This window comes from Ekhidna algicida (assembly GCF_051379705.1).
Lineage (GTDB): Bacteria > Bacteroidota > Bacteroidia > Cytophagales > Cyclobacteriaceae > Ekhidna.
The window spans coordinates 1,766,944-1,780,029 of the sequence record NZ_CP179868.1 but is presented as its reverse complement, the minus strand read 5'-3'; the positions used below and the strand labels follow the sequence as shown (position 1 = coordinate 1,780,029).

General features: G+C 40.4%; 11 protein-coding genes. 7 read left to right on the top strand and 4 right to left on the bottom strand.

The genetic code is table 11. The annotated features are described in order from the left end of the window. Positions 1-4 precede the first annotated feature (4 nt). Entirely contained in the window at positions 5-724 is a 720-nt protein-coding gene (locus ACL8WY_RS07760) for a ComEA family DNA-binding protein (RefSeq protein WP_436517864.1), read from the bottom strand. Between the two features lie 92 nt (positions 725-816). Between ACL8WY_RS07760 and hemA the strand changes: the two genes are divergently transcribed. From hemA to ACL8WY_RS07740, 4 genes are all read left to right on the top strand, one after another. Next, entirely contained in the window at positions 817-2,067 is a 1,251-nt protein-coding gene (hemA, locus tag ACL8WY_RS07755) for a glutamyl-tRNA reductase (protein ID WP_436517863.1), read from the top strand. Between the two features lie 71 nt (positions 2,068-2,138). After that, positions 2,139-4,232, top strand: coding sequence for a WG repeat-containing protein (locus tag ACL8WY_RS07750; protein WP_436517862.1), 2,094 nt, complete (start codon positions 2,139-2,141; stop codon positions 4,230-4,232). Positions 4,233-4,284: 52 nt separating this feature from the next. Then, the gene (locus tag ACL8WY_RS07745) at positions 4,285-6,243 is read left to right on the top strand and encodes a PAS domain-containing protein (RefSeq protein ID WP_436517861.1); all 1,959 of its coding nucleotides are present in this window, start codon (positions 4,285-4,287) and stop codon (positions 6,241-6,243) included. Further along, on the top strand, positions 6,236-6,604 hold the full coding sequence (locus ACL8WY_RS07740) for a response regulator (RefSeq protein WP_436517860.1): 369 nt from the start codon (positions 6,236-6,238) through the stop codon (positions 6,602-6,604). The genes ACL8WY_RS07745 and ACL8WY_RS07740 overlap by 8 nt, the downstream gene beginning before the upstream one ends. Here ACL8WY_RS07740 and ACL8WY_RS07735 read toward each other — a convergent pair. Then, complete coding sequence (locus tag ACL8WY_RS07735; RefSeq protein WP_436517859.1) at positions 6,601-7,203, bottom strand: ribonuclease HII; 603 nt, start codon at positions 7,201-7,203, stop codon at positions 6,601-6,603. The two genes, ACL8WY_RS07740 and ACL8WY_RS07735, sit on opposite strands and share 4 nt — an antisense overlap. A 112-nt stretch (positions 7,204-7,315) precedes the next feature. On the opposite strand from ACL8WY_RS07735, the gene ACL8WY_RS07730 reads away from it, so the two are divergent. Then, positions 7,316-9,664 carry a TonB-dependent receptor gene (locus ACL8WY_RS07730; protein WP_436517858.1) on the top strand — a complete coding sequence of 783 codons (2,349 nt, stop codon included), beginning with the start codon at positions 7,316-7,318 and terminating at the stop codon, positions 9,662-9,664. A gap of 88 nt (positions 9,665-9,752) precedes the next feature. Beyond that, positions 9,753-10,397 carry a peptide-methionine (S)-S-oxide reductase MsrA gene (gene msrA, locus ACL8WY_RS07725; RefSeq protein WP_436517857.1) on the top strand — a complete coding sequence of 215 codons (645 nt, stop codon included), beginning with the start codon at positions 9,753-9,755 and terminating at the stop codon, positions 10,395-10,397. 9 nt (positions 10,398-10,406) lie between these two features. Here msrA and ACL8WY_RS07720 read toward each other — a convergent pair whose 3' ends face one another. Together ACL8WY_RS07720 and pnuC are read right to left on the bottom strand one after the other, a co-directional pair. Then, a complete protein-coding gene (locus tag ACL8WY_RS07720) occupies positions 10,407-10,925 on the bottom strand; it encodes an AAA family ATPase (RefSeq protein WP_436517856.1) in 519 nt (172 codons plus the stop codon). After that, positions 10,915-11,523, bottom strand: coding sequence for a nicotinamide riboside transporter PnuC (pnuC, locus tag ACL8WY_RS07715; protein ID WP_436517855.1), 609 nt, complete (start codon positions 11,521-11,523; stop codon positions 10,915-10,917). Before pnuC ends, ACL8WY_RS07720 begins: the two co-directional genes overlap by 11 nt. A gap of 92 nt (positions 11,524-11,615) precedes the next feature. Between pnuC and guaB the strand changes: the two genes are divergently transcribed. Further along, positions 11,616-13,085, top strand: a complete 1,470-nt coding sequence (gene guaB / locus ACL8WY_RS07710; protein WP_436517854.1) for an IMP dehydrogenase — start codon at positions 11,616-11,618, stop codon at positions 13,083-13,085. The last annotated feature ends 1 nt before the right edge of the window (position 13,086 follow it).

Genomic DNA, 13,086 nt, shown 5'->3' with positions numbered 1-13,086 from the left:
GAACTCATTCCAAATATGGCTTTAATCTTAAGAAAGTCGATTCATCAAGAGCCATTATTTTCTGAAGATCTGCAGCGGACTGGATATCTCCATGTTCTTTTCGATAATTGATGATGATGCGAGCCAGGTCATAGGATATGTATGGATGGCGAGCCAGGACTTTGATGGAGTCTGAATTAATATCTATTGGTATGACCTCAGATTTAATTTGAAATTGTTTCAACACCGCACTGACAATCTCAGGATTCAACCCATATACTTCCGTTAGTTGTGTAGTATCTGAAAAACCACCCAGCAAATCTCGATATTTTATAATGCGCTCTGAGTAAGCTGGCCCTATTCCTCTCACAATGCGCAATTCTTCGCCTGTTGCTACATTCAGATCTTTGATGGAAATTTTTTTAGATTCTTTTACTTCTAAAGAGGCTTTTTTAACATTCCGATTTTTGGACTTCTTAAACTTGTTCCTGGTTGGGAAATAAACACTCTTATCAAATTTTACTTCAGCGACTTCTTTGAGATCATAAGAAGCTTGAACCGAATTCACCCACTCGATAGCAGAGCTGTCTGAGGTAATTACGCGTTGGTTTTGTAGCGAAGAGATGCTCGTGCGCATGACAATTACAGCTAAAAAAATGATTAATATCAGAACCAGCGTACCGCGTGATTCTGTCTTAGTGAAGCCTATGGCGCTTGAAATGGCATTAGTGAAATACTTTAACATTATTTAAAATGATTCTAAATAAGAAATAGCTGATTTTTATCACAACCAATATACGCAAGGCGCTGTTATTTTTGCCATCCTATTTGATTGAGATGGAAGGATTTAAGGCTTTAGTACTATCATACAAGAATGCGCCAATTGAGGTGCGAGAGAAAGTAGCTTTTAGTGAAGCGGAGGCTGGTCAGTTTTTGATCAAGCTTAAGCAGGCATTTGCGATAGAGGAGGCACTTTTGGTTTCTACTTGCAATCGAACTGAGCTCTATTTTACTTCACAGGAAAATCAGGAATCAGATATTCTTCGATTGATTGCCTCTTTCAAATCGTTGACAAGTGCACAACTAGCAGACTACTTTAACATCTATGATAGTGTTTCGGCATCAAGACACTTATTCAATGTGTCTCTTGGATTAGAATCCCAGGTGCTTGGCGATATTCAAATTAGCAATCAAGTAAAAAGAGCTTATCAGCAGAGCGCTGACTTGAATCTAGCGGGACCGCACTTGCATCGTCTGATGCACACCATCTTTTATGCAAATAAGCGAGTAGTTCAAGAAACCAGTTTACAAGATGGGACAGCTTCGGTTGCCTCTGTTGCTGTTGATTTGATTAAAGGGTTTGTAGGAAATATCGAAAATCCTCGAATAGCCTTAATTGGACTTGGAGAGATAGGGCAAAACGTCCTTGAGAATCTTAGCCGAGAAGACGTTGCTATTACATTAGTTAATAGAACTAAATCTAAAGCTGAAAAGCTTGCTGATGGAGAAAATATTTCTGTATGTGATTTTACAGACCTGAGGCAGGTATTAGGCAATAATGATGTTATTATTTCGGCAGTTGCTACATCGACACCAATTATTTCAGCAGCAGACTTTGGATCAGAAGTGAATCACAAATTATTGATTGATTTGTCAGTGCCGAGAAGCATGAGTTCAGATTTGGAAAAATTTCCGGGAATGTCTCTTTACAACGTGGACCAGCTGACCGAGCGAACGGTGAAGGCACGAAAGCTTAGAGAAAAGGCTGTCCCTGATGCAGCGATCATTATTGAAGAAGAGCTTGCGAACTTTACTTCCTGGAAAAGTGAAATGGGAGTTTCGCCTACCATTCAGCGCTTAAAAAGTGCATTGAATCAAATTAGAAAGGAAGAACTCGCACGACACAAGAAAATATCAGACGAGGAAATGGAATTACTGGAGGTTGTGACAAAAAACATGATCCAGAAAGTAATCAAATTGCCGGTGCTTCAATTGAAGGCGGCATGTAAGCGTGGGGAAGCGGAAACATTGGTTGGGGTGCTTAATGATTTATTCAACCTCGAATCCGCAGATTTAGAAAAGAAATAACCCGCCGTATATTTGTTTGCGGGACTATGCGGAACTTCATATTCATCTTATTTTTTATTAGCTCGTTTTCTTTGAAAGCAGAGGAATTCATCGTTTTCGAAAAGGATGGATACTTTGGTATTAAAGATGAGATTGGCAATGTAACCGTTCCTGCCGTCTATGAAAAGCTAGGATGGTCTAATGGATCTACCAAAGTACACAACGGCCTAATTGGTTTTCGGAGAGACAATCTCTGGGGCTTAATCACGGTTAGGAATAAAGCACTTACTGGGCAAAAGTTCTATACAATAGAACCGATATCAAACATCCATTTTAAAGCTTCAATAAAAGGAAAATTCAGCAATCATCTTTTTCATGGAATATTAGATGAGAAAGGAAGGACCATAGTCAGCTTCAACTATTTTTCCATTGAACCGCTTGGGGCAAATTGGTTAGTGAGTGTATTTAGTAAAGTAGGTCAGCAATTCGGAGTTGTTTCCTATGAAAACAGATTGATCATTCCTGCAAAATATGCAGCTGTGGATGAGAATCGAGCACTATTTATAGGTAAGCAATTCGGTCAAAAATTGGACATGTACCTCAATGATGGACAGGCAGTGCAACTAGATCTTGATTCCATCAATTATCAAAAGGGTTTTGTTGCATTTCGAGATGGTTATGCTGCTTTCCTGTCGGAGCGGGGAAACGAGATACACCCATTTGAGTTCAAAAATTTTAGTTTAAAGGAAGATAGAATTTCGCCTATACAATTTCCTGAGTGGACCATATATCAGGAAGATACCGTACTGATGAAATGGCGTTGTGATTCATTGACCGTTTCTACCAATGGAATGTTAATCGCTTATTTAAATGGATCGCATCATTTACTTCTTAGCAATAATACGCTCCTGAATAATCATGAGCTCATTTTGAAGGAGGTGTCGGGGAATCAACTTATCGTTCAAAACTCAAAATCCAGAAAGTGGGCGGTACTTAGCGATCAAGGTAAGACCTTGATTACAGGTTATGATTCAATACACACTATCTCCAATCATTATGGATGTCAGGATTCTAAAGGATGGCATCTCATCGATCAGGAAGGAAATAAAATAAACAGACTGCCTTTGCAAGCTGTCGGTCCTGGGCTTGAAAATCAATTTTTAGCCAAGAGAAATAATCATTGGGGCATTTTGGATATCAATGCCAAAAAACAGGCGACATACAAATACGACAGTATCCATACTTCAGAAAGTATCTACTTGGTTTCTTACCTAAACAGGTGGGGAATACTCAATGATAGCGAGGAATGGGTTGTACGTTCAGAGTACAATGAAGTCAAATCAATAGGAGGTGTAATTATTGGACGAAGGGGCAAGGGATATACTATTTTCTATGATGGGAAGCCTTTATATAAAACTATAGCTAAACCCTTATCAAAGATTGGTAATCTCATTCTCATAGAAGGAGATAGTTTGAAGCTAGGATTGATGACGGAATATGGTGAGCTATTGGTAAGGCCTCACTACGACGAAATTCGAATGTGGTCAGAATATTTCGAACTCAGAAGTAATCAATACATTGAAATCATGAGTGAAAGCGGAGGGACAGTTCTTCCACTTGGCGAACAGTATCAGGAAGTTGGTGGTTATGGCGATAATTATTTTGCTGTTAAAAAAGAAGATAGATGGGGTTTTATAGATCTAGAAGGGCGGTTAAGAATAAGCAATAGGTATGATGATGCGCAATCATTTAATGGAGGATTGGCGCCTGTCAAGTTGAGAGAAAGGTGGGGTTTTATAAACAAAGCCGAGGAGATCAAAATACAGCCATATTACGATCACGTTACAGCGTTTATCAATGATCGAAGTATTGTGCAGCGAAATGAAAAATACGGACTAATCGATATAAATGGCGATGAAGTTTTGGAACTAAACTGGAAATCCATTCGCCGATTGGGCACAGGTAATTATCTTGTGCAGGATAATAATGATCAATTCGGATTGAGTAATGAAGACGGCAGTTTCATTTTCAGACCATTTTACGATCATTTAAAAGACTTAGGAGACCGGGTATTGGTTTCCAAAAATGATGCCTGGGGAATATTAAATTATGACAGGTATCCTATTTTTAAGATTAACAATGAAGAAATAAAAGTGATTGGTAATTTTATAATGATAAAAAACTGATTGTTATCTTCAAAAAATTAACCAGGGCAGCCAGCTAACGTGTCCCACGCATATGGATTTTAATCAACTTCTGGAATCCGTAAACCAGAATATCAGTGAAGCCGTCTTTCGGAGCGATAAAGACGGACTCATTTATGTCAATAATGCATTTGTGAAGATGTTTGGATACTCCTCGGATCAGGAGGTGTTAAGCAGCGCTATTTCCAAAATGTACAAGGATCCACGAGATCGAACAAGGTTAATAACAAAATTAAATGCAGATCACTCGTATGAAAATGAAGAAGTGGTCTTTCTCAGAAAAGATAATACAGAATTTGTAGGGTTGGTAAGTACGATTATGCACAAGGATGAAAATGGGACTGTCTTTTGGGATGGTGCAATAAGAGATGTGACGAAGGAGAGAGAATTTTTAGATAGAATTCGACACAGAGAACAGCTACTGGAAAGTATCAACAAGAATATCAATGAAGCAATCTATCGAAGTGAAAACGAGATGGGCATCATCTACGTGAATGATGAGTTTGTAAAGATGTTCGGGTATGAATCAATGGAGGAGATCATGGATTTGGATCCATCGGATTTATATAAAAATCCCTCTCAAAGAAGCGAAGTGGGTAATGAAGTCATCGAGAAAGGTTCTATAGAGAATAAGGAAGTAGAATTTAGGAAGAAGGACGGAAGCACGTTCTGGGGCTATCTGAATTCCATCACGGTAAAGGGCGTAGATGGCAAAGTGTATTTTGATGGAGCCATACGGAATATCAGCAAAGAAAAGGAAGCCGAACAAGCGCTGATGAGACACGCTGAAATGCAGCGTATATTGATCAATCTGTCAACAAAATACATTGATCTGCCACTCGCGGAAGTGGAACAGGCCATCAACGATTCTTTGAAAGAACTCGGAGAGTTTGTAGGAGCAGATCGCTCATACGTGTTCGATTTCAATTTGGAAAAAGGCATTTGTAGCAATACCTACGAATGGTGTGGAAAAGATATAGAGCCAGAGATTCAAAACAATCAAAACCTTCCGCTGGAGATAATGCCAGAGCTAGTAAATGCACATCTCAAAGGCAACCCATTGGTAGTAGACGATGTAGACAAAGTCCAAAAAGAAGACTTCAAGCAACTACTTAAAGATCAAAGCATCCATAGCTTGATGACAATGCCAATGATTCATGCCAAAGAATGTGTCGGGTTTGTGGGATTCGATTGGGTGAAAAAGAAGCACAAAGCAACCGAAAAAGAAATCATTCTTCTGGAATTGTTCTCTGAGATGCTGGTAAATATCAGGATCAGAACGCAGAATGAAAGGGAACTGCACAAGCTTTTTAATAAGACTATTGAGCAAAATCAGCGACTTAAAGACTTTTCATACATCACCTCTCACAACTTTCGATCCTCAGTAGCAAATCTTGTAGGTCTGCTCACCATCATCGAAGATGATCCGGGGAATAAGGAATATTTTGATATGCTTAAAGCAACAGCATTGAAATTGAATCTGGCCATTGATGCGATCAATGACCTTCTCAATTTTGAGAAAGATATTTCGATGTTAGAAAAGGAAGAAATTAATTTGAAGGAGGTGATAAATGACATTATGCTCCTCAATCGTAAATCTGCTACCGAGAAGAAAATAGAACTAGAAGTTGATATTCCTGATGATCTCACACTCCGAATTTTGCCCGCATATCTACAAAGCATTTTGCACAACCTGATTACCAATGCAATGAAGTATGGCGTAACCGAGGATCGACGAAAAATCAAAATTTGTGCAAAAAAACAATCAAAAGAAGTACTTTTAACGGTGGCCGACCATGGAAGAGGTATCGACTTGGATCGATACGGAAACAAAATGTTTCAACTTGGGTCAAGGTTTCATGCTGATGAAGAGAGTGGGCACGGCATGGGACTATATATGACCAAACAACAAGTAGAAGCAATAAATGGTCGCATTGAAGTAGAAAGCGAAATTAACCAAGGGACAACCTTCAAAGTGTATTTTAATGCATGATTTGAACAAAATATTGCTCGTTGATGATGATCCTATTTTCCTTACACTAGCAGAGCTAGCAATAAAAAAGGAACGTGACCATGTGGAGATCTTCAAAGCAATGAATGGAGAAGAAGCCATCAATTTCCTCAAAGGCCAAAGCGTAGATATTATTTTTCTTGACCTAAATATGCCTGTCATGAATGGATGGGAATTTCTAGATGTACTGCCACAAATAGAAAACTGGGGCAAGCAAGTATATGTCCTCACTTCTTCAATTGACCCTTCCGATCAGAGAAAAGCGGATGAAAACCCTTTAGTTACTTCTATGCTCGAGAAACCCTTGGATCGAGATAAAATCTCCTCTACACTCGGAGTTTAATCAGGAAATAATTCCAGCTGACTTGGCAGCAACTGAAAACTCATCCGATGGTGAGGCGTAGAACCCATTTCCTTGAGTCCATCCCTGTGTGCCCGTGTTGGATAGCCAACATTCGTATCCCAGCCATAACCCGGAAAATCCAACGCCAACAGTCGCATCAAATCATCTCGATAAGTTTTGGCAAGAATAGAAGCGGCCGCAATGGAGAGAAATTTAGCATCACCTTTTACGATACATTCAAAAGATATATCACTGGAAGTTTTGAATCTGTTGCCGTCGATCAGTAGTAATTCCGGAGTTACTTGTAATTTTTCAACGGCCCTTTCCATCGCCAGATAGCTTGCATTTAAAATGTTAATGTTATCAATCTCTTCAGGAGAAGCAATACCAACACCCCATGCAATCGCATCATTGATTATGTCTTTCTTTATTTCTACACGTTGTTTTTCCGAAAGCTGCTTAGAGTCATTCAATGTCTTATGCTTGTACTTCTTTGGAAGAATTACGGCTGCAGCAACTACTGGACCCGCAAGACACCCACGACCTGCTTCATCACATCCAGCTTCAACTTTCTTCTTATCAAAGTACGATTTCAGCATGCTTTCAAAGTTATACTTCCACTGGATGATTATGATAAAAATTAAAAATTAATGAGGGTTTATGAAGCCTTTGTCCTCTTACCTACGTCTATGTAGAAACCCAATCACTCAAATGCTCAAATACAACCTACTCTTAGTCATATGTTGCCTGTCATTATGCGCATTCTCACAGTCGCTTACTCAAACAATAAAGGGACAGATCACGGACCAACAATCTGGATCTCCAATCATTGGAGCTACTGTCGTTATAATTGGTTCAGACCCACCGATGGGAGGAATCACGGATCTGGAAGGATTCTATAAAATCGAAAATGTGCCGATAGGCCGTCAATCACTTGGGATCTCCTACCTGGGATATGAATCTGTTACCATACCGAATATTTTGGTAGGTGCGGGTAAAGAGGTGGTTATGAATGGAAAGCTCATAGAATCATTATATCAGTTGGATGAAGTGGTGGTGACCTCTGGAAGTGAAAAAGAAGGACAGCCAAGAAACGAACTTGCTACCGTTTCGGCAATATCATTGGGCGTGGATGAAATCAGTAGATTTCCTGCCACATTCAATGATCCCGCAAGAGCAGCACTGACGTATGCCGGAGTACAAACTGGAGGCGATGATTTACTCAATGAAATAGTAATCAGAGGGAATTCTCCTAAAGGAATTCTGTGGAGGCTGGAAGGCGTGGAAATTCCCAATCCAAATCATTTTACAGCCATCGGCTCGTCTGCTGGCGGGATCAGTATGTTAAGTAATAATATGCTCGCTAATTCAGATTTCTTTACCGGTGCATTTCCGGCGCAGTATGGAAATGCCACATCTGGAATCTTTGATCTACAACTCAGACAGGGAAACTTTGAAAAACATGAGCATGCTGTGCAAGCAGGGTTGCTCGGGATTGCCGCAGCATCCGAAGGCCCTATTTCAAAAAGTAGCCGGGCATCCTATTTATTTAACTATCGGTATTCCACTCTGGCATTACTAACCGAACTGGGACTCGATATTTTAGGCGAACAGGAAGACATTGCGTTTCAGGATCTTTCCTTCAAAATAAGGCTACCTACTAAAAAATTTGGATCATTCTCAATATGGGGACTGGGCGGTCGAAATACCTATAGATTCCTGCCGAACGAATCGAACGGCGATTGGGAAAATGATACAGAGGACCAAAATACCGGAGTGGCGGGTGTTACAAATGTGTTCTACGTGGGAGATGATTCCTATTTTGAAACCATAGTTTCAGGGTCTTACAATAAGTTATCTAATAACTATGATTCACTCAATATTCGCCTATTAGAAAACAGTAATTTCATTGAGACTCAACTAAGGTTTTCAACCTATTTCAATCACAAATTTTCCGCCAGGCACACACTTAGAGTCGGTGCTATTTTCAGTAGGTTAGGCTACGATCTTTCCAATACTTTTTGGAACAGAAGAGAGCGTAGATACATAACGCCACTAGATGAAGATGATCATGCATTTTTTTATCAGTCATTTGGTAATTGGCAGTTTCGGACCAGTGATCAGTTTACCATAAATACTGGCTTGCATATCTCACATTTTGGTTTGAGTGGAAAAAGCTACGTTGAACCCCGTCTAGGCTTTAAGTGGGACAGAGGGACACATATTATTTCAGGTGGCCTTGGAATGCATAGTAGAATGGAAACCATCGCCCTTTATACAGCACGACAGTATAATGATGACGGCACTTTTGTTCAAAACAATAAGGATCTCGGATTCACACAAGCTTTTCACTCTGCGCTGGGATATGAGAAAATGTTGAAACCCAAATTAAGATTCAAGGCTGAAATCTATTACCAGCACCTTTTCAATGTCCCGGTTTGGCCAAATGATACTACTTCTGATTTTAGTCTACTTACTTTTTCGACACTCAATACCTTTGATGGATACACTTCTGATGAGCTCGCCAACGAAGGCACTGGCAAGAATTATGGACTAGAGTTAACGCTAGAAAAGTTTCTCTCAAATGGTTTTTACATGCTCTCTACTGCCTCAATCTATAAGTCCAAATACACGGGCTCAGATGGGGTTGAAAGAAGCACACAGTTTGATGGAGGCTACATTTATAATTTCCTGACAGGTAAGGAGTTTAAAGTAGGAAAGAGTGGGAATAACACACTTAGTTTCAATGCGAAATTCATTTTTGCCGGTGGCAAGCGACAGGCTCCGATAAACATCAATCGTTCCATCAATCAGGGCACAACAGTTTATAATTTCCAGGAAAACTATGAACTGAAACTCAATGGTTACTTTAGAATGGATATGGGGATTAGCTACAGAAAGAACCATAAGAAAACCACTTCAGTGATCTCTTTGGATATTCAAAACGTGACACAGCGTGAAAACGAATTCTTTAGATACTATAATGTTGGACGAAGAAGAGTCGAGTCGGACAGTCAAATAAGCTTCTTCCCTAACCTGAGCTACCGTATCGAATTTTAAAACATCTGAATTGTAAGCGGGTTTACATTGTAACCGATTATCAAATCCCTAAAGACTTGTAAATCGTAAATTCAGTAAAAAAATGAAAATGAAGTTTATCGCATTAATCACCGGGATGTTCCTTTTGAGTTGCCAATCCCAAGGCAATGAGGGCAATAATTCAATAGATACTGATTCTGAAATAGAAGCAATTGATTATCAAAAGTTGGATACCGCTACATTCGCAGGTGGATGTTTTTGGTGTGTAGAGGCATCTTTTGAGCAAATCAGAGGTGTGGCAGAGGCAGTTTCCGGGTACTCTGGAGGAAGAAAGGCCACCGCGGACTATCGGATGGTAAGTTCAGGAGGCACCACTCATGCAGAAGCTGTTCAGGTCTACTACGACCCATCCATTATCAGCTACGAGACGCTTTTAGAGATATTCTTTACAGCACATGATCCAACTCAACTCAATCGTCAGGGCCCTGATGTGGGTCCACAGTATCGCTCAGAGATTTTCTATCACAATGCAAGTCAAAAGCAATTGGCCGAAGCGAAGATGAAGGAGCTGGCTCCCGAATTTTCAACGCCTATTGTGACAAAACTCAGCAAGCTCGATGCATTCTATATGGCGGAAGACTATCATCAGGATTATGAAGAAAAACATCCGAATAATGGATATATCGTCAATGTGTCCCGTCCGAAAATTGAAAAGGTTGCCAGGAAATTTAAGGATTTATTAAAATCAAATTGATCCGGTAGCTTATTTGAAATACGCTTCAATTGCATCTACAGCACATTTCTTCCTTTCTCCCTCAATGCCTGAAACAATGGCATATGGAAGTCTGTGCTCATCTAGATAATCTTCATATAATTTGAAAAAATGCTTTCTGAGTTTGGGATGTTCACGTTGTGGGTCAGGCATCCAGGGAATGTCGACATTATTTAATAAGTAGAAATCGTAGCTCCTTTCTTCCAACTGCTCAGTAATCCAATGATCTGTATTTCCATACCTATGGTCACTCCATATTTTGATCACAATCAGATTGGTATCGCAAATAAGATATTTATTGGCATACTCGGCTTTTTCATCCTCCCAGGATAGCTGTCCTTCCGCAATGGCCTTGAGGTCGTTTTGTTGGTACTCACCACTTAATCGATCCAGATAAAAGCGCGCATACTCTGGAACCCATTCGGTTTGATAGTGCATGGCCAAGTGCTGGCACAGCTCACTTTTCCCAGTTGATTCCGGGCCTAAAACTACGATTCGCTTAGCTTTCACTCATTGTTAATTTTTGTTTCCAGGACATCCATCCCATGATAGCAAGAGCGGTAAATACAAGAAATTGGAAACTAGTGAAAGGCAATCCTTTGTAGATATATAGCGGAATGGAAATGAGGTCACAGGCGATCCAAAACAACCAATGTTCGATCTTTTTGAGTGCCATCAAATACATTCCGGTAATGGCTAAACCTGTGGTGATTGAATCAACCAATGGCACTGTGCTGTCAGTGAATTTGATGAGCATGATATAAATGAAGATTGTAGCGAGTATGAAGGTTCCAACATTTACGAAATGACCACCTTTGGTACTTCTGCTGATTGGAATCTGGCTAGCAGCAATGTCTTTGGTGTTTTTCCAGTTCCACCAACCATAGACACTCATCAAAAAATAATACACATTGATACCTGTCTCCGCATAGAGGCCATATTCGTAGGTCAGGTATACGAAGATGACGACACTTACTATACCGAAAGGGTAGACCAAAATATTTTCTTGCTTACTAAACCAGACGCTAAGTATCCCGCAAATCACGGCAATAAATTCCAGCCATGTGGTCTCGAGTAGCTGGTCATAAAAAGAACTCCAAATATCCATATGGTAAAAATATGTCTTGCGATAGTACTTATTCTATGGAACCGACATAATTTTGCACGGCAAATAATCATAACAGTTCAGTATTATTTGCCATGACGACAAACGACAAATTCCTTTACGAAGCACTTACCTACGATGATGTGCTTCTTCTCCCAGGTTATTCTGATGTACTTCCGCGCGACACAGACACGTCCGCTCAGATCACTCGTAATATTCGATTAAACATTCCATTGGTTTCCGCTGCGATGGACACCGTTACTGAAGCTAAGCTGGCTATTGCTATGGCATTGGAAGGTGGAATAGGTATCATCCATAAAAACATGCCGATCGATCAGCAAGCCATCCAGGTGCGTAAGGTGAAGCGTTCACAAAGTGGGATGATCTTGGATCCGATAACCCTGCATGTAGATGCTACGGTAAGTGATGCGGAGGCAATCATGAAAGAGAATAAAATCGGAGGAATACCTGTTGTTGATAAAGAAAATAAACTCATTGGTATTGTCACCAATCGGGATCTTCGATTCGAAAAGAAACTGAAGAAGCCGGTAAAAGATATCATGACCAAAGAAAACCTTATTACCGCTACAGCAGAGGTAGGTTTAAATGAAGCTGAAGCAATACTTCAACAGCATAAGATTGAGAAACTACCTATTGTAGACAAGGAAGGAAAGCTTACTGGATTGATTACCTATAAAGATATTTTGAAGAACAGGGATCGTCCAAATGCATGTAAAGACGAATACGGCAGATTGAGAGTAGGTGCTGCTGTAGGAGTTACTCCGGATATTGAAGATCGAATTTCAGCTCTTGTAAAGGCTGGTGTTGATTTAGTGTCCATAGACACTGCGCATGGTCATTCCAAAGGAGTGATTGACATGGCGAGGCAAATCAAGAAGGCATTTCCAGACCTTGAGACAATCGTAGGAAATGTGGCGACAGCCGAGGCGGCTAAAGCCTTGGTAGATGCTGGAGCTGATGCGGTTAAAGTGGGTGTTGGACCTGGAAGTATTTGTACAACTCGAGTAATTGCGGGAGTTGGAGTTCCTCAGCTATCGGCGGTATATGAGTCATCTCAAGCGATCAAAGCTTCAGGCGTCCCAGTTGTCGCAGATGGAGGAATAAGGTTCTCCGGCGATGTGGTAAAGGCTCTTGCAGGAGGTGGAAACACCGTAATGATTGGATCATTATTGGCTGGTACGGAAGAGGCACCTGGTGAAGTGATTCTATATGAAGGAAGAAAATTCAAATCGTACAGAGGTATGGGATCTGTTGAAGCGATGGAAGAAGGCTCCAAAGACCGCTACTTTCAGGATGCCGAAGATGATATCAAGAAACTAGTTCCGGAAGGTATCGTAGGACGAGTGCCATTCAAAGGATCGGTGCAGGAAGTTCTTTATCAGATGGTTGGAGGTTTGCGAGCAGGCATGGGATACTGTGGTGCTGGTTCCATAGAAGACTTGCATAATGCCAGGTTTGTGAAGATCTCAGCAGCAGGTTATGCAGAAAGCCATCCGCATGATATCCACATTACAAGGGAAGCACCGAATTATAGTAGGAAGTAAG